Raw genomic sequence first — 23895 nt, 5'->3', positions numbered from 1 at the left:
AACGGGACGCGCGCGCGTCCCGTTCCGCATTCCGTCCGGCATTGCCCGCGTGGCAGGCCCGCAGATGGGCCTTGCATTTCCACCGGTCCTTTCCCAATAATAAAAACGTTCCGGTCCTTGCGGCCGGTCGAATTGACGTTCTCGGGGCGGGGTGAAAGTCCCCACCGGCGGTATTTGCGCCCGGTCATCAGGCCGGGGTGCATCAGCCCGCGAGCGCCCGCCAGGCCTTTGGGCATGGCGGGGACAGCAGATCCGGTGTGATTCCGGAGCCGACGGTTACAGTCCGGATGATAGAGAACGATGCCCGCCCGGGCGTGCCGCGCTGTGTCGTGGTGCGTCGGCGGGTCCGTACGCCCTGGGTCCGTCCGGATGGATGGGACCGTTCGTGTTGGCTGCGCACTTGCGAGATTCGGGGACCGTGGAGGCCGCGCATGACGCGGCCGGCCGTTCCGTGTCCGCTGCCGCCCTCGCCCCCCCTGTCGATCCGGCCCGCATCGCGCGGGCCTTCCGTGCCGCGCTGGCCGAGGCCGCGCGGTATATGGGTGCCACCGCCCCCAAACCCCCCGTCGGCTGCGCCATCCTGGACGCGCGTGGCGAGATCCTGACCGTCGCCGGCCATCACCGGGCCGGCGCCCCGCATGCCGAGGCCCTGGCCCTGCGCCAGTGCGCGGAACAGGGGCTGATGGATCGCGCGTCGGTGGCCGTCGTGACCCTCGAACCCTGCAACCATACCGGCCGCACCGGCCCGTGTTCCGAGGCGATCCTGGCCTCGCCCATTCGCACGGTCTGGGTGGGCGCCGCCGATCCCAATCCCCGCGTGGCCGGGGGCGGGGCCGCCCGGCTGCGCGCGGCGGGCTGCGCCGTGTATGTGCTGGGGGAAGCGGGGGGCGAGCTGCTCCCCGATCCGTTCCCCGAACTGGCCGCTGCGTGCCGGGCGCTGATCGCCCCCTTCGTGCACTGGTCGCGGACCGGTCGCGCGTGGCTGACGGTCAAGCAGGCGGTCGATGCGGACGGATCGATGATCCCGCCGGCCGGGCGGACGACCTTTACCTCCGACGCCGCGCTGACGCTGGCGCACCGGTTGCGCCGGGCGACCGATGCCGTCGTGACCGGCAGCGGCACCGTGCTGGCCGACCGGCCGGGCCTGGATGTGCGGCGCGTGGCCGACCATGCGGACCGGGCCGCGCGGCCGCTGGTCGTCTGCGACCGGCGGGGGCGGGTGCCGGAGGACTGGCGCGCCGCCGCCAGGGGGCGCGGGTTCGACGTGCGGACCTGCGACGATATCACCCGGCTGCCCGCGATGCTGGGGGCCGACGGCGTGCTGTGGGCGCTGGTCGAGGCCGGGCCGGCCCTGCTGGATGCGCTGCGCGCGGCGGGGCTGTGGGATGACTGGCTGACCATCGGGGTCGGCCCGGACGGGACGGAACGGATGGATGTCGCCGTCCGCTGCGGCACGGATACGCCGCTGCGCCTGTTCGCGGAACTGGCGGCGCCGGGGACGGCACATCCAGGGACGGCACATGGGGAGGAAGCATGTTTTCCGGCATCATAGAGCATCTGGGCACCGTCACGGCGGCGCGGCGCGGCGACCGGTCGCTGCATGTCGCGGTGGCCACGGGCATCGGCGACCTGTCGATGGGCGAGAGCATCGCCGTCAACGGCGTGTGCCTGACGGTGACCGCCTATGACGCGGCGGGCAATGCCTCCTTCTTCATCAGTTCGGAGACCCTGGAGCGCACCAGCCTGGGCCGCCTGGCCGAAGGCAGCCGCGTGAACCTGGAACGCGCCGTCACGCCGGCCACGCGCCTGTCGGGCCATATCGTGCAGGGCCATGTGGACGGCACGGCGCGCCTGCTGTCGGTCGAGGATGCGGGCGAATCCCGGCGCATCGTCTTCGGCATCCCGGCCGCGCTGCGCCGCTATCTGGTCGAGAAGGGTTCGATCACCCTGGACGGCATCAGCCTGACGCTGAACGAGATCGGCGAGGTCGGAACGGGTGCGGGCGGCGCGGAGGAATTCCCCGTCGCGCTGATGATCATTCCCCATACCTGGACCCATACCACGCTGGGCACCCTGTCGCCCGGCGATGGCGTGAATGTCGAGGTCGATGTCATCGCGAAATATGTGGAGACCCTATGCCAGTACCGGTGATGAGTCCCGGCCTGCGGACCGCGGTGGCGGCGATCCGGGCGGGCGGCATGGTGATCCTGGTCGATGACGAGGATCGCGAGAACGAGGGCGACCTGGTGATGGCCGCCGACATGGTCACGCCGCAGGCGATCAATTTCATGGTCACGCACGGGCGCGGCCTGGTCTGCCTGCCGCTGGAGGCCGAACGGGTCGAGCAGCTTGGCCTGTCGATGATGACGCAGGTGAATACCTGCCCGCGCGAGACCGCCTTCACGGTGTCGATCGAGGCGCGCGAGGGTGTGGAGACCGGCATTTCCGCCGCCGACCGCGCCCGGACCATCCAGGTCGCGGTGGCGGACGGCGCGGGACCTGCCGACCTGGTGTCGCCCGGGCATATCTTTCCGCTGCGCGCGGTGCCGGGCGGGGTGCTGGCCCGCAACGGTCATACCGAGGCCTCGATCGAACTGGCGCGCATGGCGGGCCGCGCGCCGTCCGCCGTGATCTGCGAGATCATGAACGAGGACGGGTCCATGGCGCGGATGTCCGACCTGCGCCCCTATGCCGAGCGGCACGGACTGCCGATCCTGTCGATCGCGGAACTGGTGTCGTGGATGAAGGCCCAGGCCGGACAGGCATCCGGGCAGGCCGCTGGCGATTCCGGGGAACGGATCGAGAAGGTCGCCGAGGCCGCGCTGCCGAGCTGCTATGGCGGCGAGGACCTGATGATCCACGCCTTCCGCGCCGCCGATGGGACCGAGCACGTGGCGCTGGTCAAGGGCGATCCCGCCGCCGGCGCGGTGCCGCTGGTGCGGCTGCATTCGGAATGCGTCACGGGCGACGCGCTGGGCTCGCTGCGCTGCGATTGCGGGGCGCAGCTCCAGACCGCGCTGGCGCGTATCGGCGCGGCGGAAAGCGGGGTCCTGCTGTATCTGCGCGGGCATGAGGGGCGCGGTATCGGCCTGGCGAACAAGATCCGTGCCTATGCGCTGCAGGATCGCGGGCTGGACACGGTGGACGCCAATCACCGCCTGGGCTTCGAGACCGATGCGCGGGACTGGAGCGCCGCCGGCGCCATCCTGCGCACGCTTGGCGTGCGGACGCTGGACCTGATGACCAACAACCCGGCCAAGGTCGTGGCGGTGGAGCGGCACGGCTTTACCGTGCGCGAGCGCGTCGCGGTCGAGATCCCGCCCAATCCCTTCAACCGCGCCTATCTGGACGCCAAGCGTACCCGGATGGGACACCATCTCTGCTCCACCGTCAGCGCGGCGGCCGAGTGAGGCGCCGCAGACCACCGACCGGATAGAATCGACATGAGCACCAATACGCCGTCTTCCTCACCCGACCTGACCTTCGCGCGGCCGCCGCGCCTGGCGATCGTGGTCAGCCGCTTCAACGAAACCGTCACCCACGGCCTGCGCGACGGGGCGCTGGAATGGCTGGGCGAGCACGGCATCACCGTCGCGGACGACGACGTACTGTATGCCCCGGGCGCCTACGAACTGCCGCTTCTGGCCCAGACGCTGGCCCGTACCGGCCGCTATGAAGGGGTGATCTGCCTGGGCTGCGTGATCAAGGGCGACACGGCGCATTTCGAATTCATCAGCCTGGGCGCCGCGATCGGCCTGATGCAGGCCTCGCTGGCGACCGAGATCCCGGTCGCGTTCGGGGTGCTGACCACCTACACCGACGAACAGGCCGTGCTGCGCTCGCGCACCGACGAACATAACAAGGGGCGCGAGGCCGCGGCCGCCTGCGTCGAAAGTCTGGCCTTGATACGCAAAATCAAGGGCTGATACGCTGGCCTGACACGGGTCGGCGCCACCGCCGGCCCATGGTCCCGGGGGGCCGGGCGGCGGGGGCGCGGAATGAAGCTGGTGACGTTGACGGCCGGACTGTTCGGGGTCGCGCTGACGGTCTGGCTCCTATCCCGCTTCGGCGTCCACGCAATCGCGCATCTGGTGGCCCAGGGGGGCTGGGGCATCCTGGCCGCCATCCTGTTCCATACCGTGCAGGTCCTGCTGTCCGCCGGGTCGTGGCGGGCGATCGCGGGCCAGGACCGGGCCGGCCTGCCGCTGCGCGATTACGTCGCCCTGCGCTGCGTGCGCGAGGGTGTGAACAACCTGCTTCCCGTCGCCCAGGTGGGGGGCGAGGTCATATCGGCCCGCCTGCTGGCCCGGCGTGGGGTCGGGCTGCGCCGGGCCGCCGCCGCGACGATCTGCGACCTGACGATCGAGCTGCTCAGCCAGGTCGTCTTCACCCTGCTGGGGCTGGGCCTGCTGCTCTGCCTCGTCAAACGCTCCACGGTTACGGATGAACTGGTCGAAAGCGCGGGGGTCGCGCTGGTGCTGGGGGCGGTCTGCCTGGGCAGCCAGTGCCTGGGGGCGGTGTCGCTCATCGAACGGCTGCTGGTGCGCATCGCTGCCCACCTGGGATGGACGGGCGTCGAGGGCATTCGTGGACTGCATGGCGAGATCATGGGCCTGTACACCGCCCCGGGCCGCGCGTTTCGGGCAGGGGTCTATCAACTGGTCGCATGGTCGCTGGGTGCGGTCGAAGTCTGCCTGATCCTGCATTTCATGGGCCATGACCGGTCGCTGACCAGCGGTTTCGTGATCGAAAGCGTGGGCCAGGCCGCCAAGTCGGTGGGCTTTGCCGTGCCCGGCGCGCTGGGCGTGTCCGAGGGCGGGTTCATCCTGATCGGCAGCCTGTTCGGCCTGCCGCCGGCGGTCTCGATCGGCCTGTCGCTGATCAAGCGGCTGCGCGAGATCGCCTGGGGCCTGCCCGCGCTGGCCGGCTGGCAGTGGATGGAAACCCACTGGCGGGGCCCCAGCAAGCTGGATCACGGTATCGGCCTGCCCGGCCATTAGGGGCGGGGGGGCATGTACCTAAGTATTTATCCTTTATAATGTTTTTCCTCGCATGCCGATGATTGGCGCGTCCGGCGCGGGCGGGGTGACGCCGGCGGGCAGGGCTGTCCGCCGAACATGCGTCTTGCATCCTTCCGCCATCCCGGGTCAAACGATCCCCCATTGCGCGGCGTTCTGGGCGCCGCGGTCGCGCCGCCAGTTTCTCAAGGGCTGAATTACGAATCATGCTGTCCCTTCCGATCGGTCGCCTCGTGGCGTTCTGTTCCCGTCGCGCCGTGCTCGTATTGCTGCTGTTCGCGGCGCTGGTCGGGGGTGCGGTCGACTGCAGCATGCACCGGCTGGGGGTCACGACGGATACCGGCACCATGTTCTCGCGCACCCTGCCGTGGAAGCAGCGCTCGGACGAACTGGCGCGCCTGCTGCCGCAGCAGCAGGACCTGCTGGTGGCGGTGGTCGAGGCCGACCTGCCCGAGGAAGCGCAGGCGACGGCCCGCGCGCTGGCCGACCGGCTGCGGGGCGACAGCGCGCATTTCCTGTCGGTCACCCTTCCGCAGGATAATCCCTATCTGGTCCGCAACGGGCTGATGTTCCTGGATCAGAAGAACCTGGGCGGGGTGCTGGACACCGTCGTGACGGCGCAGCCCTTCCTGGGCGGCCTGGCGGCCGACCCGTCGGGGCGCGGCCTGTTCGATTCCCTGTCGCTGATCGCGCTGGGCGTGTCGCAGGGCCAGGCGAACCTGAAAGGCTTCCAGCCCGCGCTGGATGCTTTCGCCACCACGCTGGAACAGGCGGCCGACGGCCACGCCCAGCCCCTGTCGTGGGAGCGGATGCTGGCCGGCAGCCTGGCGGACATGGGCGGGAAGTTCGTCTTCGTCGTGACCCGGCCGCGCATGGATTATGGCTCGTTCCAGCCCGGCGGCGCGGCCAGCGACGCGATGCGCCAGGCCATCGGCCAACTGGAATTCGTCCGGTCGGGCCACGCCAAGGTGCATCTGACCGGCGACGTCCAGATCAGTGACGAGGAATTCGCCACCGTCGCCCAGGGCATGGTCGCGGGGCTGATCGGGTCGCTGGTGCTGGTCACGCTGTGGCTGTTCCTGGCCGTGCGGACCTGGCGGATCATCGCGCCCATCGTCATCACCCTGGTGGCGGGCCTGTTGCTGACGACGGGCTTCGCGGCGCTGGCGGTCGGCACGCTGAACCTGATTTCCGTGGCCTTCGCCGTGCTGTTCGTGGGTATCGCGGTCGATTTCGCGATCCAGTTCTCGGTCCGCTTCCGCGCCCAGCGCCTGCCCTCCGGCGCCATGCCCACGGTCCAGGCGGCGCTGGAGCATACCGGCGAGGAAACGGGGCACCAGATCCTGGTGGCCGCCATGGCGACGATGGCGGGATTCCTGGCCTTCACGCCCACCGCCTTCGTCGGCGTGGCGCAGCTTGGCCTGATCGCCGGGTTCGGCATGATGATCGCCTTCATCTGCACCGTCACGCTGCTGCCGGCGCTGCTGCGGCTGTTCCGCCCGTCGCTGGACCATCCGGCGACCGGCTTCGCCTTCGCCCGCCCCGCGGATCGCGCGGTGCGGCTGCATCGCACCCCGATCCTGAGCGTCTTCACCTTCCTGGCGGTGCTGGGCGCGGTGCTGATTCCGGTGCTGACCTTCGATGCCGATCCGCTGCATACCAAGGACCCGAATTCGGACGGCATGCGGACGCTGAAGCTGCTGATGACCGATCCGCAGACCTCGCCCTACGGGGCGCAGGTGCTGGTCCCGAACCTGCAGCAGGCCCATGCCCTGGCGGACCGGCTGTCGCAACTGCCGCTGGTCGATGACGCGATGTGGCTGGGCTCGCTGGTCCCGGCCGATCAGCCGCCCAAGCTGGCGATGATCCAGGACGCGGCCTCGATTCTGCTGCCCACCCTGGTCGTGCCCAATCCACGTCCCGCGCCGGACGCCGATGCCCTGCGTGCCTCGGCGGCCAAGGGCCGCCCGGGACCTGGGCGGCGTGCTGGACAAGCTGGCCCCCGGCGATCCGCTGCGCCGCATCCAGGCTGCACTGGCGCGGCTGTCGCACGCGCCGGACGCACAGGTGATGGCGGCGAACAGCGCGCTGGTGCGCTTCCTGCCCGGGCAGCTCGACCAGTTGCGGCAGATGCTTTCGGCGCAGGCCGTGACCCTGGACGACGTCCCGCAATCCATCCGACAGGATTACCTGCTGCCCGACGGGCGCGCGGTGGTGGCGATCCATCCCAAGGCCTCGATGGACAGCAGCACCGAACTGCACCGCTATGTCGCGCAGATCCGCAGCGTGGCGCCCGACGCGGGCGGCGATGCGATCGACGTGGTCGAAAGTGCGTCCACCATGGTCCGGGCCTTCGTCTTCGCGGCGATGTCCGCCATCGTCATGATCGCGGTGATCCTGCTGGTGGCGCTGCGCCGCCTGCTGGACATGGCGCTGGTGCTGGCGCCGCTGCTGCTGTCGGCGCTGATGACGGTCATCCTGATCGTCGTGGTGCCGGAACAGCTCAATTTCGCGAACATCATCGCGCTGCCGCTGCTGCTGGGCGTCGGTGTGTCCTTCAACATCTATTTCGTCATGAACTGGCGGTCCGGCGTCCAGGCCCCGCTGTCCAGCCCCACGGCGCGGGCCGTCCTGTTCTCGGCCCTGACGACCGGGACCGCATTCGGCTCGCTGGCGGCATCGCACCATCCGGGCACGGCCAGCATGGGGCGGCTGCTGCTGCTGTCGCTGGCCTGCACCCTGCTGGCGACGCTGATCTTCGTGCCGGCGCTGCTGCCCAAGCGTGCGATCGACGAGCGGTAGTAAAAAAGGCCGGGTCCTGCCCGGACCCGGCCGGGCAGGAGATTTCGCATCCCGATCTGTTGATCCTTGCAACCCTGCGTGTCATTCGTGCGCTAGAAATACTCCAGCCACATTTTGACATACTGGCGCGACGCCGGACGCGGCGTCCGCGAGAGGGAGATATTCGCACCGATGAGACATGATTACGTCGCCTCGATGTCCGGCGTCCGCCACTGGTTCGACTGGCTTCCCGCCCCCGTCGCCTCGATCCTGCTGCTGGTCATCGCCGCTTTTATCGCGCGTCTGTTCAGCCGTCTCATTACGGATGCCATTCCGCGCCTGCCGGGCCTCAGGCGTTTCCCGATCATTCCGCTGCTGATGGTCCGGCTGCGGCCGTCCATCCGCATGCTGCTGATGCTGCTCGCCGCCAGTGCCGCCCTTCCCGCCGCTTCGGTCGGATTGTCGAGCGAGACGCTCTACATGCTCGGCAAGGTGTTCGCGTTCCTGTTCATCCTGATCCTGGGCTTCGGAATCATCCGCGCGCTGCGGATCGCCACGGACAGCTACCTGACGCGCATGGGCCAGCGGGACCCGGGTGACGACATCACGGTCCGTTCCCACCAGACGCAGATCCGGGTCCTGCGCCGGCTGGTCGAAATCACGCTCGGGGTCATTACGGTGGCGTCGGCGCTGATGGTGTTCGATACCGTGCAGCGTTTCGGCCTGTCGCTCTTCGCTTCGGCCGGCGCGGCCTCGCTGGTCGTCGGCCTGTCCGCCCGTCCGGCGCTCAGCAACCTGATCGCCGGCGTCCAGATCGCGATCACGCAGCCGATCCGCATGGAGGACATGCTGATCCTCAACGGCGACTGGGCCTGGGTGGAGGAAATCAACGCCACCTATGTCGTGCTGCGGACGTGGGACAAGCGCCGCTATATCGTGCCGATCGCCTATTTCCTTGAAAATCCGTTCCAGAACTGGACGCACAGCGCGCCCGCGCTGGTCGGTTCGGTCTTTCTCTGGCTCGACTACCGCACGCCCATGGACCGTATCCGCCAGTTCCTGGAGGAAGAGATCGTCCATTGCCCCGATTGGGACAAGGACCGCGCCAATCTGGCCTGCCAGGTGGCCGACAGCAACGCGCAGGTCATTTCCATCCGCATCATCGCGGGCGCGGCGGGTGCGGGACAGATGTGGAACCTGTGCTGCGACGTGCGCGAGCGCATTCTCAAGCGCATCCGCGAGGAAATCCCCGAATGCATCCCCCGCGGCCGGACGGCGCTGGTCGGCGACGGGGCGGGCAACGATGCCTGGCCGGAGGCCTTGGCGGCCCCGCACGTCAATCGTCCCGACCGGGGCCCCTATACCGGCCCGAACCTGCAGGTATCCCCGCCGCGCACATAGGGGGCAGGGCGGGGGCCGGGCGCGCAGGCCCGGCCCCGGATGGCGTCAGGCGGTCTCGACCGGCTTGTGCGGCACGGCGACGTCGCGGCCGGTCAGCATCATGTGCCAGTACAGTTTGGGGAACACCTGGGTCTTGAGGAACCAGGCGAAGCGGCTGGGCTTGCGCTGGTCGTAATGGAAGCTGGGGGCCGGCACGCCGCCATACAGGAATTCGGCCAGCACCACGCGCCCGTACGACACCGTCAGCGGGCAGGCGCCGTAGCCGTCATATTTCCCGTCCAGCGGCCGTCCGTCCAGCGAGGCCAGCAGGTTCGCCACCACCACCGGCGCCTGCGCCCGCGCGGCGGCGGCGGTCTTGGCGTTGCTGGTGCCGATGACGTCGCCCAGGCCGAACACGCTGTCGAAGCGGGCATGGCGCAGGGTCGCGGCATCGACGTCCAGCCACCCGCCGCCATTGGCCAGCGGGCTGGTCTTGACGAAGTCCGGCGCGCTCTGCGGGGGGGTGACGTGCAGCATGTCGAACGTGCGGGTCACGGTCGTGCTGCTGCCGTCCGGGCCCGTGACGGCGAAGGTCGCGGTGCGCTTCGGCCCGTCGACCGCCACCAGGTTATGCTTGAACTGCAGGTTCACGCCGTAATAATCGATCGCGTCCTGCAGCGACGGAATGAAATATTTCACGCCGAACAGCGCGTCGCCGGCCAGGCAGAAATCTACCTTCATGCGGTTCAGCACGCCTTCGCGGCGCCAGTGGTCGGACGCCAGGTACACGATCTTCTGCGGCGCGCCCGCGCATTTGATGGGCATCGGCGGCTGGGTGAACAGTGCCGTCCCGCCCTTCAGCGACTGGATGCAGGCCCAGGTATATTCGACCGTTTCGGCCGAATAGTTGCTGCACACGCCGTTGCGGCCCAGCGTGTCCTGCAGTCCTTCGATCTTGCCCCAGTCCAGTTGCAGGCCCGGGCAGACGACTAGGCGGCGATAGGCGATGCGCCGCCCGTCGGCCAGGGTGACGATATTCTCCTCGGGCGTGAACGAGGCGACGGTCGCGCGCAGCCAGCGCACGCCCTTGGGGATCAGGCCGCCTTCCTGGCGCAGCGTGTCCTTCAGCGCCATGACGCCCGCGCCGACCAGCGTCCATCCGGGCTGGTAGGCATGGGTGGTGGCCGGATCGATGACCGCGATCGACAGGTTGGGCCGCTTGCGCCGCAACTGCGCGGCCACGGTCAGTCCGGCCGCCCCCCCGCCGACGATCACGACCGTGAAGCGGTCGCTATCCGGGATATCCGGCTGTGTTGGGACCATGGGACACACTCCTTGCTGACGATGTCCGTGTCTGTCCGCAAACGCGGTCTGGTGGCGATCCGGCGCATGGTTGCTTGCCGGACCGCGTTTCCGGACAGACACACCAAGTATTGACCCTATCACCTTTTCCCGGAAGGGCGAGGGGGCGGCGGCGCGCGCCGGACGCGGGTCAGCCCTTGAACCAGACCTCGACCGGGCCCTGCAGCTTCATGGTCATCGGGTTTCCGCGGCGGTCCATGGTCTTGCCGACCGCCAGCCGCACCCAGCCCTCGCTGACGCAATATTCCTCGACATTGGTCTTCTCGACGCCCTTGAAGCGCACGCCCACGCCGCGTTCCAGCAGGGCGGCATCGTGAAAGGGGCTTTCGGGGTTGGCGGACAGGCGGTCCGGGGGAGTATCACTCATCGGGTTGACCTCTGCTGGTGACGATCATGGATGCTGAGATAGCGGGTGCTGACATAGCGGGTCCCGGCCACCAATCCAACCGCCCGGCCGCCTGGCGCGAATGCCCCGGGCAGCGCCTGGGGGCGGACGGCGCGGCCGGCATCGTGCGGCCCCTGGCCGAGGAGGTTCCGGTCGGCCTGACCTATAACGGCCTGGCGCATGCCGTGATGATGGCGACACCGGCCGACCTGGAGGATTTCGCCACCGGCTTTTCGGTGACCGAGGCGATCGTGCCCTCGGCGGCGGCGATCCGCGACCTGCGCGTGACCCATGCGTCGGGGGGCATCACGGTGGACATGCGCATCCCCGGCGATGCCTTCGCGCGCCTGCTGGCCCGGCGGCGGCACCTGACCGGGCGCACCGGCTGCGGCGTCTGCGGGGTCGAGGACCTGGCGGCGTTCGACCCCGCGCCGCCCCCGGTGCCGGTGGGCGGCCGCGTGGCGCTGTCGGCGGTGCGTGCGGCGCTGGACGGTCTGGCGGCGCGGCAGGTCCTGAACGCGCGGGTCCATATGGTGCATGGCGCGGCCTGGGCCGGCCCCGACGGTGCCCTGCGCCTGGTGCGCGAGGACGTGGGCCGTCACAACGCGTTGGACAAGCTGGTGGGCGCGGGCCTGCGGGACGGGATCGCGTTCGATGCCGGGTTCGGCCTGATCACCAGCCGCTGCTCGTATGAAATGGTGCAGAAGGCCGCGATGGCGGGCCTGACGGTGCTGGTGGCGATTTCCGCCCCCACCGCCCGGGCGGTGGACATGGCGCATGCCGCGGGGCTGACCCTGGTTGCGCTGGCGCGGCACGACGCGCAGATTATCTTCACGCATCAAGGCCGGATCGACACGGCCGCCTGATCACGCAAGCGGGGGGCATCCATGTCCGACGAGGTGAAATTCCGTCCCTACACCCATCCGGCCGGCGGCTGGGGGGCGGCGAAGGCTACGGCGCGGGTCCTGCTGGAACAGAGCGTGGTCACCACCGGGTCGCGCGCGCTGCTGTCGATGAACCATCCCCACGGGTTCAAATGTCCCAGTTGCGCCTGGCCCAATCCCGACCGGGAAAAGACGCTGGAATTCTGCGAAAACGGCGCCAAGGCCCTGGCCGTCGAGGCGACGAAGCGGCGGATCGGGCGTGATTTCTTCGCCGCCCATACCGTCACCGAACTGATGGAACGCAGCGATTACTGGCTGGAGCAGCAGGGACGGCTGACCGAGCCGATGCGCTACGACGCGGCGACCGACCGCTACGTGCCCTGCGACTGGGACGCCGCGTTCGCGATGATCGGCGACGCGCTGCGGGCGCTGGACCATCCGGACCAGGCGGAATTCTATACGTCGGGCCGCACTTCGAACGAGGCCGCGTTCCTGTATTCCGTATTCGTGCGGGAATTCGGGACCAACAATTTCCCCGACTGCTCCAACATGTGCCACGAGCCGACCAGCCGGGGCCTGCCGGCATCGATCGGCATCGGCAAGGGCACGGTGATCATCAACGATTTCGCCCATACCGAGGCGATCTTCATCATCGGCCAGAATACCGGCACCAACAGCCCGCGCATGATGACCGAGCTGGTCCATGCGCGGAAGCGCGGCGTGCCGATCGTCGTCATCAACCCGATGCCCGAACGCGCGCTGATGCGCTTCACCGAACCGCAGGACCCGGTGAAGATGGCGACGTTCGGCTCGACCGAGATTGCCAGCGAATTCTGCCAGGTCCGGATCGGCGGCGACATCGCCGTGATCAAGGGCATGATGAAGACGCTGCTGGAACTGGATGACGCGGCCCGGGCGGCCGGCACGCCGCGCCTGCTGGACGTCGATTTCATCGCCGCCCACACGGATGGCTTCGACGCGGTGGCGCAGGATGCGCGGGCCACAAGCTGGGCCGACATCGTCGCGGTGTCGGGGCTGGAGGAAGCGCAGATCCGCCGCATCGGTGCGATCTATGCCCATGCGGGCGCCAGCATCGTCTGCTACGGCATGGGCATCACCCAGCACCAACAGGGCGCGCGGGCGATCCAGCAGATCGCCAATCTCCTGATGATGAAGGGGAATTTCGGCAGGGCCGGGGGCGGGATCTGCCCGGTGCGCGGCCATTCCAACGTCCAGGGCGACCGCACCGTGGGCATCGACGAAAAGCCGACCCCCGCCTACCTGGCCCGGCTGCAGGCCGCCTTCGGCTTCACCCCGCCGAGCGAGCATGGACACCATGTCGTCGAATCGGTGAAGGCGATGATCGACGGGCGTGCGCGCGTCTTCATCGGCATGGGCGGCAATTTCATCCACGCCATCCCCGACACGCCCATCGCGTACCGGGCGATGGCGACACTGGACCTGACGGTGGGCATCGCGACCAAGCTCAATCGCGGCCATCTGGTCCACGGGCGGCAGGCGCTGATCCTGCCCGTCATCGCGCGGTCGGAGATCGACATCCAGGCCAGCGGCCCGCAATTCGTGACGCTGGAGGACGCGATGTCCAATGTCGGCGCGTCACGCGGTGTGCTGGAGCCCGCCAGCCCGCATCTGCTGTCGGAAATCGAGATCGTCTGCCGGATGGCCAAGGCGACTCTGCCGCACAGCGTCGTGCCGTGGGGCACCTATATCGACGATTACAACCTGATCCGCGACAAGATCGCCGAGGTCTATCCCGATTTCGCGGACTTCAACGTCCGCATCCACGAACCCAAGGGGTTCCACCTGTACAATCCGCCGCGCCATCGGGAATGGCGGACGGCGACGGGCAAGGCCAACTTCCTGCCGTTCGCTGGGCTGGCGATGGACCCGCCGGTGGACGACGCCGCCATGCTGCGGCTGGCGACGGTGCGCTCGCACGACCAGTACAACACCACCATCTACAGCAATACCGACCGCTATCGCGGGGTGTACGATACCCGCATGGTGGTGCTGATGAACGCGGACGACATGCGCGACCGCGCCATTGCCCCCGAATCCCCCGTGGTGCTGGAAACCCTGTCGGATGACGGCATCGTGCGGCGGGTGGGCGACCTGCGCGCGCTGCCCTATTCCCTGCCGCGCGGTGCGGTGGCGGGCTATTACCCCGAACTCAACCCCCTGCTGCCGCTGGACCATTTCGACGAGATCAGCGGCACCCCGGCGGCGAAGTCGATTCCGGTGCGGGTGGTGGCGGCCTGACCGTCGCCGTCGCTGCCGGCGGGGGGACCATCGCATCCAGCAGCACGTGCGGATCGCCCCCGCAGGACGGGGCGGCCAGCAGGGGATCGAGCCGCCGGTCCAGCAGCAGGGTGCAGAATCCGTGCAGGAGCGACCAGCGATAGGTGACGTGGCCCAGGGTCGTCAGGTCGGTTGTCGTCAGGTCGGTCGTCGCCAGGTCGGCCTGCGCCGCGCTGTCGGTGTCCGAACCGACCGACCGGAACAGGATGCTCCAGGCCTCGCGCGATGCGGCGGCCAGCGACTCCCGTCCGTAATCGAGCCGGTCGGAGCGGAACATCAGCGTGTACAGTCCCGGATGGTCCTGCGCGAAGCGGACATAGGCATGCAGCGGCGCGCGCGGCGCGGGGTCGGTCGCGGCGCGGCGCATGGTCTCGGCCAGGCGGGTGAAGCCGGTCGCGGCCAGGTCGGCCAGCAATCCCGGCAGGTCGCCGAAATGATGGGCGGGCGCGGTATGGGACACCCCGGCCTCTCGCGCGATGGCCCGCATGGTCAGGGCCGCCGGTCCGTCGCGTTCCAGCAGGCGTTCGGCGGTCTTCAGCAGGGCGGCGCGCAGGTTGCCGTGATGGTAGGGGCGGGGGGACGGGTCCATGGCCGCACGATAGGGCGGCACGCCTTATCTTTACAATGGAAAGATTCGTGTGGAATCGGGGCGGTCCGATCCGGTAGGGTCGGGGCGGAATCGTTCCGTCATGAAGGAAACACGTCGATGACCCTGCAAGATCCGCCCCCAGCCTTCGCGCCGGCCGCCGCGCCTGCCGCGGGGCCGGGCATGGGCCTGACGGTCCCGGGATTGCTGCGCGAGGTGGGGCTGAACGTCGTGCTGCCCTGGGGAATCATGTTCGGGGCCGGGCGGCTGGGATATGGCGGCCTGGCCGCCAGCCTGGCGGCGTCGGCGGCGATGCTGGCGGTCATGCTGGCGGGCCTGGTCCGCCGTCGCAGCCTGGACGCCATGACCATCCTGGCCCTGGCGGCGACGCTGGCCGGGGTGGCCTGCGCGCTGTGGTTTTCCTCGCCGCGCCTGGTGCTGGTGCAGTCCTCGCTGGTGACCGGGGTGATCGGGCTGGTCTTCCTGGTGTCGCTGCTGCTGCCGCGCCCGCTGGTCTATTTCCTCGCCCGCGCCATGATGGGCACGCCCGACCGGATGGCGGCGTTCGCGGACCGGTGGGTCTATCCGTCGTTTCGCTGGTTCATGCGGGCGCTGACCCTGGCGTGGGCGGTGCTGCTGCTGGGCGAGGCCGCGCTGCGGGTCGCGGTCGTGATGTGGTGGCCCGATCCCGTCCTGCTGGGGGCGATGCACGTGCTGTGGATCGTGCTTCCGATCGCGCTGATGCAATGGAGCATCCGGACCGGCCGGCGGATGGCGGCCCGGGCGGGACGCCCGATGCCGCCCGCGTGAGGATGATCCCGGTTTTTTGCTTCTGTTTCAAAAAAGAATGAAGAGCACTGCCCGCGCGCGTCTGCCATGTTTCCGGCGGGGCGCGCCGTGAGGGATAGCAATGGACAAGTGTCGCGGAAACCGTGACATACGGTGCCCCTTGTTCATCGGGTTCACGACCTTGCCCATGTCTTCCTCCACATCCTCGCTTGCCTATCGCCATCGTATTCCCGTCGGCGCGCTGCCGGCGTGGCTGGTGATTCTGCTGGGCCTGGTCACGGCGATCGGGCCGCTGGCCACCGACATGTACCTGCCGGCCTTTCCGGCGGTCGATCGCGACCTGGGCGGCGGTCCGGGCTCGGCGCAGATCACGCTGGCATCGTGGTTCGCGGGGCTGGCGATCGGCCAGTTCAGCCAGGGCCCCCTGTCGGACCGGCTGGGGCGGCGGGTGCCGCTGCTGGGCGGCCTGACGCTGTTCAGCATCGCCTCGGCGGGGTGTGCGCTGTCGTACAGCTATCACATGTTCTGCGTCTGGCGCTTCCTGGCCGCCCTTGGCGGCTCGGCCGGCGTGGTGGTGCCGCGCGCCATCGTGCGGGACGTCGCGACCGGCATGCAGGGCGCGCGGATCATGGCGCAACTGACCCTGGTCTTCGGCCTGATGCCGATCCTGGCCCCCAGCCTGGGCAGCCTGGTGCTGTCGGTCGGCCACTGGCGCTGGATCTTCTGGTTCGCGGTCGTCTATGGCGCGCTGGGTGTCGTTGCCATCGCCTGGACGCTGCCCGACACCATGCCGCGCGACCGGCGCATCGCGCTGTCGATCCCGACCGTGCTCTGGCGCTATGTCACCATCGCGCGCGAGCCGATGTTCCTGTCGGCGGCGCTGCTGCTGGGCTTCTCGGCCTTCGTGATGTTCGGCTACCTGGCCAGCGCGCCGACGCTGTTCGAACACATCCTGTCCTTCACCCCGGGGCAGTTCGGCCTGTTCTTCGGCGTGAATGCCGCGCTGTTCATCACCGGGGCGCAGGTCAACGGGCGGCTGGTCCACCGGGTGGCGCTGGATGTGCTGATGCTGCGCGGCGTGACGGTGGTGACGATGGCGGCCGTTCTGTTCCTGGCCCTGTCCCTGGCCGGAATTGCGGGGCCGCGCCATCCGGCGCTGGTGTGCTGCCTGATCGGGCTGATCACGGGCTCGCTGGGGTTCGTCAACCCCAATGCCACGGTGCTGGCCTTCACCCGGCACGGCCATCATGCCGGCAGCGCCTCGGCCCTGCTGGGCACGCTGCAATTCACCATCGGCTCGCTCAGCGGCGTGCTGCTGGGCTACCTGCCGCTGGATACGACGGTGCCGATCGCCGGTACCATGGCGGCGGGCATCGTCGGCATGCTGTTCTGCACCGTGTGGCACCGGCGGCATTCGGCGGGCTGAAGGTCAGGGCCGTCCTACGGAATGATAGGCGAACCCTGCTTCCTGCATCGCCACGGGGTCGAAGATATTGCGCAGGTCGACGACCACGCGGCCCCGCATCGCCGCGGCAAGCCGGCCCGGCGCCAGGGCACGGAATTCGGTCCATTCCGTCAGCACCACCAGCGTGTCGGCGTCCGTCGCCGCGTCCAGGGCGCTGTCGCAATAGGTGACGGCCTGCGGCAGGTGCGGCCGGGCGGCCGGCATGCCCACCGGGTCGAAGGCGCGGATCTCCGCACCCTGTTCCGCCAGGCGGACCAGGATGGGAATGGACGCGGCCTCGCGCATGTCGTCGGTCTCGGGCTTGAAGGTCAGGCCCAGCACCGCGATCCGCCTGCCGCGCACCGACCCGCCGCTGGCGGCGACGATCCGTCCCGCCATCGCGACCTTGCGGGCGTCGTTCACGCCCACCGTCGCCTCGATCAGGCGGGTCGGCGCGCCGGCTTCCTGGGCGATGCGGGTCAGGGCCAGCGTGTCCTTGGGGAAGCACGATCCGCCATAGCCCGGGCCGGGATGCAGGAATTTCCGGCCGATCCGCCCGTCCAGCCCCATGCCGCGCGCCAGGTCGTGGACGTTGGCCCCCACCCGTTCGCACAGGTCGGCCATTTCGTTGATGAAGGAAATCTTCATCGCCAGGAACGAGTTCGAGGCGTATTTGGTCAGTTCCGCCGTTTCCAGCTTCATGAACAGGACCGGCGCCTCGATCAGGTAGAGCGGCCGGTACACCGCGCCCAGCACCGCGCGCGCCCGCGCGCCGCCGTCGGGCGCGTCCTCGTCCAGGCCCACGATGACGCGGTCGGGCTTCATGAAATCGCCGATCGCATTGCCTTCGCGCAGGAATTCGGGATTGGACGCGACATCGAAATCCAGGTCCGGCCGGGTGTCGCGCACGATCTCGGCAATGCGGCGGCTGGTGCCGACGGGAACCGTCGATTTGGTGACGATGACGGCGTAATCCGTCATCGCCCGGGCGATCTGCCGTGCGGCCTCGTGGACATAGGTCAGGTCGGCATGGCCGTCGCCGTTGCGCGGCGGCGTTCCCACGGCGATGAAGATCGCCTCCGCCCCCTGGACCGCCGCCGAGATATCGGCGCCGAAGGACAGGCGACCCGCCCGCATGGTATCGGCGACCAGCCCGTCCAGCCCGGGTTCGTAGATGGGAATGCGCCCTTCGCGCAGGGCTGCCAGGCGGTCGGGGTCGATTTCCACCACGGCGACGTCGTTGCCGAATTTGGCGAAGCAGGCCGCCGAGACAAGGCCGACATACCCGCCGCCGATCATCGCGATGCGCACCGCCATTCTCCTGTATTTGTCATGGGGCGTTAGGATTCGGCGCGACTATGGCGCGTGCCCCGCGATTTGGCCAGCGAGACGCCGGGTGGCCCCATGACGACCCCGTGGGAGCGTGCATATTGCACTGCACAATATTCTTGACTTATGGCCGCGCCAGTGGTCATGAAGACCATGAAGTGGCGTTGTGCGCGCTTCATGGATGTTTCCTCCCTAGACTACGGCGGCGTTCTGCGTGACGCCGTTTTTTTTGTGCTGCGCGTTTCTTTTTGTGACAGCCGCCTGTTTGGCGGACCCGTCCTTTGACGTGCCGGTCTTCCCGCGCTACGGCAGGAACCATGTCCGATCGACTTGCCAGATTTTTTCGCGCGGGCTGCCCGCGATATCCCGCGTGAACGCCGTTCTCGACTTCATAGCGGCGCTGGGGCGTGCCGCGCTGAATCTGGTCCGGACCGCCGGGGCCCTGACCCTGTTCGGGGCGCAGGCCCTGTCGCATCTGGTGCGTCCCCCGTTCTACTGGCGCATCTTCTTCGGCGCGCTGGTTGAAATCGGTTTCTTTTCCCTGCCCGTGGTCGCGCTGACGGCGCTGTTCTCGGGCGGGGTGATCGCCCTGCAATCCTATACCGGCTTCGCCCAGTACCATGTGCAAAGCGCCATTGCCGGCATCGTCGTGCTGGCCGTCACGCGCGAACTGGGCCCGGTGCTGGCCGGGTTGATGGTGGCGGGGCGCGTCGGGGCCGCGATGGCGGCCGAAATCGGCACGATGCGCGTGACCGACCAGATCGACGCGCTGACCACGCTGTCGACCAACCCGATGAAGTACCTGGTGACGCCCCGCCTGCTGGCCGGCACCCTGGCGCTGCCGTGCCTGGTGCTGGTGGCCGATATCCTGGGCGTGCTGGGCGGCTTTACGGTGTCGGTGGCCAAGCTCGATTTCTCGGCCCCGGTCTATATCGCCGCGACCTTCGCGGCGGTGAAGCCGATCGACGTCACGGTCGGGCTGGTGAAGGCGGGGGTCTTCGGCTTCCTGATCGCGCTGATGGGCTGCTATCACGGCTATAACAGCCGGGGCGGCGCCGAGGGCGTGGGGGCCGCCACCACGGCGGCGGTGGTCGCGGCGTCGATCCTGCTGCTGGCCTCCGACTACCTCCTGACCGACGTGTTCTTCTCGCAATGACCGACGCCGCACCCAAGATCCGCATTCGCGGCCTGCGCAAGGCGTTCGGGTCGAAAATCGTCCTGGACGGGATCGACCTGGATGTCATGCAGGGCACGTCGATGGTCATCATCGGCGGATCGGGCAGCGGCAAGTCCGTGCTGCTGCGCTGCATTCTGGGCCTGATCGCCCCCGATGCCGGGTCGATCGAAATCGACGGCGTCGATGTGGTGGCCCTGTCCTCGCGCCGGCGCGAGGCGGTGATCGAGACGATCGGCATGCTCTTCCAGAACGCGGCGCTGTTCGACAGTCTCAGCGTGTGGGAAAATGTCGCCTTCGGCTTGCTGGCCACCGGGCGGCGGCACGGCAAGCGGCTCAGCCGGGCCGAGGCGCGCGCCCATGCCGGGCGCATGCTGGAACAGGTGGGACTGGACCCGTCGGTGGGTGCGCTCTACCCTTCGGAACTGTCGGGCGGCATGCAGAAGCGCGTGGGCCTGGCGCGGGCCGTCGCCGGGCAGCCCGACATCCTGTTCTTCGACGAGCCGACGACCGGGCTGGACCCGATCATGGGGGCGGTGATCGACGGGCTGATCGTCGATTGCGTGCGCCGCCTGGGCTCCACCGCCATCGCCATCACCCATGACATGGCGTCCGCCCAGCGCATCGGCGACCAGGCGGCCATGCTCTACCAGGGCAAGCTGATCTGGCAGGGCGCGGCATCATCGCTGCTGGACAGCGGCAACCCGGTGGTGGACCAGTTCACCCACGGCCGCCGCGAAGGCCCGATCAGCATGGAACTGCGCCGCTAGGCCGTACGCGCCCGGCAACAGGTCCTGAACGGCACGAAAACCGGAGTACCCTACGTGGCCCGCCGTCCCTCGCATCATTACGTCTGCCAGTCCTGCGGCGCGGTCTTTCCCAAATGGGCCGGACGGTGCGAGGCCTGCGGGGCGTGGAACAGCATCGTCGAGGAAGCGGCGGCGCCCTCGGCGACCGGCGGGACGGCGCCCCGGCGCGCCCGGGGGGCCGCGATCGACTTCGTCAGCCTGGACGGCGTGGCCGAGCCGCCGCCGCGTGTCGGCACCCGCATTGCCGAACTGGACCGCGTGCTGGGCGGCGGGCTGGTGCCGGCGTCGGTGGTGCTGGTGGGGGGCGATCCGGGCATCGGCAAATCGACGCTGCTGCTGCAGGCGGCGTGCGCCCTGGCCAATGGCGGCCGGCGGGTGATGTATATCTCGGGCGAGGAAGCGGTGGACCAGATCCGCCTGCGGGCGCGCCGGCTGGGGCTGGACGCGCCGGGGCTGCATGTGGCGGCGGCGATCAACGTGACCGACATCGCCGGCACGCTGGAGGCCGAGCGCGACGTGGCGCTGGTCATCATCGATTCGATCCAGACCATGTGGCTGGAAACGGTGGAAAGCGCCCCCGGCACGGTCAGCCAGGTGCGCGCCACGGCGTTCGAACTGATCCGCCTGGCCAAGCAGCGCGGCTTCAGCCTGATCCTGGTCGGCCATGTGACCAAGGAGGGCGCGCTGGCTGGTCCCCGCGTGCTGGAACACATGGTCGATGCCGTGATGTATTTCGAAGGCGATCGCGGCCACCAGTTCCGCATCCTGCGTGCCGCCAAGAACCGGTTCGGCGCCACGGATGAAATCGGCGTCTTCGCCATGACCGACCAGGGGCTGGTCGAGGTGCCGAATCCCTCCGCCCTGTTCCTGGCCGAACGGCGCGGGCATATCGCGGGATCGGCGGTCTTCGCGGGGATCGAGGGCACGCGGCCGGTGCTGCTGGAAGTCCAGGCCCTGCTGTCGCCCAAATCCGGCGATTCCGCGCCGCGCCGCGCGGTGGTGGGCTGGGATTCCTCGCGCCTGAACATGCTGCTGGCGGTGCTGGAGGCCCGGTGCGGCATGAAGCTGCATGGCATGGACGTGCATCTGAACATCGCGGGCGGGCTGCGGGTGCTGGAACCGGGGGCCGACCTGGCGGTGGCGGCGGCGCTGGTCTCGGCCGCCACCGGCCGGCCCACCCATGCCGGCGCCGTCTATTTCGGCGAGGTCGGGCTGTCCGGCGAGGTCCGGCAGGTCGCCCAGGTCGATGCCCGGCTGAAGGAGGCGCAGAAGCTGGGCTTCGACGCCGCCTTCCTGCCCCGGCGCATCGCGCGCGGCCATACCCGCCTGGTCGCGCCGGATGGGCTGCACCTGAATGAAATCGGCCATCTGGGGGATCTGGTGGCCCTGTTCGGCGGCGGGGACGCGGCCGACGACGGGTCATGAGCGGCAGCCGGGCCGACAGCCAGGCGGGGGGCCGCGTGATGCTGGAAGCCCCCGCCCGGCTGGAGAAGGAGGTCCGCAAGAGCGTGTTCCTGGCCCAGGCGGCGCCCGTCGCGACGCCGGCCGAGGCGCTGGATTTCGTCCGTGCGGTGTCCGTCGCGGATGCCACGCATAACTGCTGGGCCTATCGCATCGGGCAGGATTACCGCAGCGACGATGCCGGCGAACCCGGGGGCACGGCGGGCCGGCCGATCCTGCAGGTGATCGACGGGCAGGGGTTCGACCGGACCGTGGTGGTGGTGACGCGCTGGTTCGGCGGCATCAAGCTGGGGGCGGGGGGGCTGGTCCGCGCCTATGGCGGCACGGCGGCGGAATGCCTGCGCCTGGCGCCCCGGACCCCGATCGTGACCCTGGTCCGGCTGGCATTCCATTGCGGCTTCGCCGACCTGGCCCTGCTGCGCGCCCGGCTGGGGGCGCTGGACGCGGTGGTGGAAGAGGAAGCGTTCGACGCGACGGGGGCGGATCTGGTGGTCGCGGTGCCCGAGGCGCGGATGGACGAGGCGGTGGCGCGGATCGGCGATCTGACGCGGGGGCAGTCGGTGCCCAGGGTGCTGGACTAGACCAGGAACGTGCCCCGTTACTCATGGACCAGGTCCAGGTCCCCGAACCGGGTGAACTCGCCCTCGAAGAACAGATGCACGGTGCCGGTGGGCCCGTGGCGCTGTTTTTCCAGGATCAGTTCGGCGCGGTTATGGGCCAGGTCCATCTTGCGCTGCCAGTCCTCCAGCGCGGTCTGGTATTTGTCCGTCGAGTCGTACGCCGTTTCCTTGGGCTGGCGCTGCTGCAGGTAATACTGGTCGCGATAGACGAACATGACGGCGTCGGCGTCCTGTTCGATCGACCCGGATTCGCGCAGGTCCGACAGCATCGGGCGCTTGTCCTCGCGGCTTTCGACCTGGCGGGAGAGCTGTGACAGCGCGATCACCGGCACGCTCAGTTCCTTGGCGATGGCCTTCAGCCCCTGAGTGATCATCGAGATTTCCAGAACGCGGCTTTCCGGTCGCGTGCCCACCGATGGGCGCATCAGCTGCAGGTAATCCACCACCACCAGGCTCAGCCCCTTGGTACGGGCCAGGCGGCGGCAGCGGGTGCGCATCGCCGACAGCGAAATGGCCGGCGTGTCGTCGATATGCAGCGGCAATTGCGCCAGTTCGCGGGTGACGTGGACGAAGCGGTCGAATTCCTTCTGCCCGATCTCGCCGCGCCGGATGCGCTCGCCCGACACGCTGGCCTGTTCGGACAGGATACGGGTGGCCAGCTGCTCGGCCGACATTTCCAGCGAGAAGATCGCGACCGATCCCTTGGTCTGCGTGCCCGGCGCGGCCTCCTGCGCCTCGCGCAGCAGGGCCCGCGCGGCGCTGAAGGCGATCTTGGTCGCCAGCGCCGTCTTGCCCATCGCCGGCCGGCCGGCCAGGATCAGCAGGTCCGACGGATGCAGGCCGCCCGTCTTCTTGTCCAGGTCGCGCAGGCCGGTGGTCAGGCCCACGACATCGCCGGTGCGGTGGAATGCCTTCTCGGCCACGTCCAGCGCGTCGGCCAGCGCGCGGTCGAAGCTGGTGAAGCCGCCCTCCTGCCCCTTGTCGGTGGCCAGGCGGAACAGCGCTTCCTCGCTGGCGGCGATCTGGTCCACGCCGTCCAGGTCCGGCCGGGCGCCGAAGGCGTTGTTGACTACCGTCTCGCCGATATCGATCAACTGGCGGCGGACCCAGGCGTCATGGATGGCGCGGCCGTAATCGCCGGCATTGATGATGCCGACCATCGCCGTCAGCAGGCGGGCCAGGTACGCCGTGCCGCCCACGCCGTCCAGCACGCCGGAATGTTCGAATTCCCCGCGCAGGGTCACCGGGTCGGCCAGTTGCCCGGCCTCGATCCGGCGGGCGATGGAATCGTAGATCCGCCCGTTCACGGTATCGGCGAAATGCTCGCCGGTCAGGAAGTCCGATACCCGGTCGTACGCCCGGTTGTTGGTCAGCAGCGCGCCCAGCAGCGCCTGTTCCGCCTGGATGTTGGCGGGGGGCTGCCGCTGCGTCAGGCCCAGCAGGGTACCGTCCCGGGACTGGGACTCGTCTTGGGGGGAATTGATCTGGTTCACGTCGCCCTCATACCAGATCCGGGCGGTCCTTCGGTTGTGGATAACCGAGGAAGCCGGGGAT

20 protein-coding genes, 1 pseudogene and 1 riboswitch are annotated in these 23895 nt (G+C 69.1%); of the genes and pseudogenes, 16 read left to right on the top strand and 5 right to left on the bottom strand.

The features are described from left to right. The first annotated feature begins 133 nt into the window (after window positions 1-133). Window positions 134-303, top strand: a riboswitch (FMN riboswitch). 148 nt (window positions 304-451) lie between these two features. The 7 genes and pseudogenes from ribD to GDI_RS05415 all read left to right on the top strand — a co-directional run bounded on the left by ribD (window position 452) and on the right by GDI_RS05415 (window position 9200). Beyond that, window positions 452-1552: a bifunctional diaminohydroxyphosphoribosylaminopyrimidine deaminase/5-amino-6-(5-phosphoribosylamino)uracil reductase RibD gene (gene ribD, locus GDI_RS05445; RefSeq protein WP_012224242.1), complete on the top strand. Its 1101-nt coding sequence runs from the start codon at window positions 452-454 to the stop codon at window positions 1550-1552. Beyond that, window positions 1534-2151: a riboflavin synthase gene (locus GDI_RS05440; RefSeq protein ID WP_012224240.1), complete on the top strand. Its 618-nt coding sequence runs from the start codon at window positions 1534-1536 to the stop codon at window positions 2149-2151. Before ribD ends, GDI_RS05440 begins: the two co-directional genes overlap by 19 nt. After that, window positions 2151-3410 (top strand): bifunctional 3,4-dihydroxy-2-butanone-4-phosphate synthase/GTP cyclohydrolase II, encoded by a 1260-nt coding sequence (locus GDI_RS05435; RefSeq protein ID WP_041249314.1) that lies wholly within the window; start codon window positions 2151-2153, stop codon window positions 3408-3410. Before GDI_RS05440 ends, GDI_RS05435 begins: the two co-directional genes overlap by 1 nt. A 33-nt stretch (window positions 3411-3443) precedes the next feature. Then, window positions 3444-3926, top strand: a complete 483-nt coding sequence (gene ribH / locus GDI_RS05430) for a 6,7-dimethyl-8-ribityllumazine synthase (protein WP_012224236.1) — start codon at window positions 3444-3446, stop codon at window positions 3924-3926. A 72-nt stretch (window positions 3927-3998) separates the two neighbouring features. Further along, window positions 3999-5000, top strand: a complete 1002-nt coding sequence (locus GDI_RS05425) for a lysylphosphatidylglycerol synthase domain-containing protein (protein ID WP_012224231.1) — start codon at window positions 3999-4001, stop codon at window positions 4998-5000. Between the two features lie 224 nt (window positions 5001-5224). Then, a pseudogene (locus GDI_RS05420) lies at window positions 5225-7820 on the top strand (MMPL family transporter). Between the two features lie 171 nt (window positions 7821-7991). After that, window positions 7992-9200 carry a mechanosensitive ion channel family protein gene (locus GDI_RS05415; protein WP_012554011.1) on the top strand — a complete coding sequence of 403 codons (1209 nt, stop codon included), beginning with the start codon at window positions 7992-7994 and terminating at the stop codon, window positions 9198-9200. Window positions 9201-9245: 45 nt separating this feature from the next. Here the strand turns inward: GDI_RS05415 and GDI_RS05410 are convergent, their stop codons facing one another. Together GDI_RS05410 and GDI_RS05405 are read right to left on the bottom strand one after the other, a co-directional pair. Beyond that, the gene (locus GDI_RS05410; protein ID WP_012554010.1) at window positions 9246-10502 is read right to left on the bottom strand and encodes an NAD(P)/FAD-dependent oxidoreductase; all 1257 of its coding nucleotides are present in this window, start codon (window positions 10500-10502) and stop codon (window positions 9246-9248) included. Between the two features lie 169 nt (window positions 10503-10671). Next, entirely contained in the window at window positions 10672-10908 is a 237-nt protein-coding gene (locus tag GDI_RS05405; RefSeq protein ID WP_012224224.1) for a DUF3297 family protein, read from the bottom strand. 26 nt (window positions 10909-10934) lie between these two features. Here GDI_RS05405 and fdhD point away from each other — a divergent pair, with 26 nt between their 5' ends. After that, window positions 10935-11792: a formate dehydrogenase accessory sulfurtransferase FdhD gene (fdhD, locus tag GDI_RS05400; protein WP_012224222.1), complete on the top strand. Its 858-nt coding sequence runs from the start codon at window positions 10935-10937 to the stop codon at window positions 11790-11792. Between the two features lie 21 nt (window positions 11793-11813). Continuing rightward, window positions 11814-14090, top strand: coding sequence for an FdhF/YdeP family oxidoreductase (locus tag GDI_RS05395; protein ID WP_012224220.1), 2277 nt, complete (start codon window positions 11814-11816; stop codon window positions 14088-14090). Here GDI_RS05395 and GDI_RS05390 read toward each other — a convergent pair. Next, window positions 14038-14739, bottom strand: coding sequence for a TetR/AcrR family transcriptional regulator (locus tag GDI_RS05390; protein ID WP_012224218.1), 702 nt, complete (start codon window positions 14737-14739; stop codon window positions 14038-14040). The two genes, GDI_RS05395 and GDI_RS05390, sit on opposite strands and share 53 nt — an antisense overlap. Window positions 14740-14835: 96 nt before the next feature. Between GDI_RS05390 and GDI_RS05385 the strand changes: the two genes are divergently transcribed. Together GDI_RS05385 and GDI_RS05380 are read left to right on the top strand one after the other, a co-directional pair. Beyond that, on the top strand, window positions 14836-15525 hold the full coding sequence (locus tag GDI_RS05385) for a VC0807 family protein (RefSeq protein WP_050934996.1): 690 nt from the start codon (window positions 14836-14838) through the stop codon (window positions 15523-15525). 166 nt (window positions 15526-15691) lie between these two features. Further along, window positions 15692-16930, top strand: coding sequence for a multidrug effflux MFS transporter (locus GDI_RS05380; RefSeq protein WP_012554005.1), 1239 nt, complete (start codon window positions 15692-15694; stop codon window positions 16928-16930). 3 nt (window positions 16931-16933) lie between these two features. Here the strand turns inward: GDI_RS05380 and GDI_RS05375 are convergent, their stop codons facing one another. Beyond that, window positions 16934-18247, bottom strand: coding sequence for a UDP-glucose dehydrogenase family protein (locus GDI_RS05375; RefSeq protein ID WP_012224212.1), 1314 nt, complete (start codon window positions 18245-18247; stop codon window positions 16934-16936). Between the two features lie 174 nt (window positions 18248-18421). Here GDI_RS05375 and GDI_RS20205 point away from each other — a divergent pair, with 174 nt between their 5' ends. From GDI_RS20205 to GDI_RS05355, 5 genes are all read left to right on the top strand, one after another. After that, complete coding sequence (locus GDI_RS20205) at window positions 18422-18562, top strand: hypothetical protein (protein WP_220792339.1); 141 nt, start codon at window positions 18422-18424, stop codon at window positions 18560-18562. Window positions 18563-18647: 85 nt separating this feature from the next. After that, window positions 18648-19433: an MlaE family ABC transporter permease gene (locus tag GDI_RS05370; RefSeq protein WP_012224210.1), complete on the top strand. Its 786-nt coding sequence runs from the start codon at window positions 18648-18650 to the stop codon at window positions 19431-19433. After that, window positions 19430-20221 carry an ABC transporter ATP-binding protein gene (locus GDI_RS05365; RefSeq protein ID WP_012224208.1) on the top strand — a complete coding sequence of 264 codons (792 nt, stop codon included), beginning with the start codon at window positions 19430-19432 and terminating at the stop codon, window positions 20219-20221. Before GDI_RS05370 ends, GDI_RS05365 begins: the two co-directional genes overlap by 4 nt. Window positions 20222-20275: 54 nt before the next feature. Beyond that, the gene (gene radA / locus GDI_RS05360) at window positions 20276-21685 is read left to right on the top strand and encodes a DNA repair protein RadA (protein WP_012224206.1); all 1410 of its coding nucleotides are present in this window, start codon (window positions 20276-20278) and stop codon (window positions 21683-21685) included. Next, window positions 21682-22302, top strand: coding sequence for an IMPACT family protein (locus tag GDI_RS05355; RefSeq protein WP_012224204.1), 621 nt, complete (start codon window positions 21682-21684; stop codon window positions 22300-22302). The genes radA and GDI_RS05355 overlap by 4 nt, the downstream gene beginning before the upstream one ends. A 17-nt stretch (window positions 22303-22319) precedes the next feature. Here the strand turns inward: GDI_RS05355 and GDI_RS05350 are convergent, their stop codons facing one another. Further along, entirely contained in the window at window positions 22320-23834 is a 1515-nt protein-coding gene (locus GDI_RS05350) for a replicative DNA helicase (RefSeq protein ID WP_012224201.1), read from the bottom strand. Window positions 23835-23895 lie beyond the last annotated feature (61 nt).

The sequence above is a fragment of the Gluconacetobacter diazotrophicus PA1 5 genome, from assembly GCF_000067045.1.
In the GTDB taxonomy this organism is placed as follows: Bacteria; Pseudomonadota; Alphaproteobacteria; order Acetobacterales; family Acetobacteraceae; genus Gluconacetobacter; species Gluconacetobacter diazotrophicus.
This window is presented reverse-complemented; position numbering and strand designations above follow the sequence as displayed.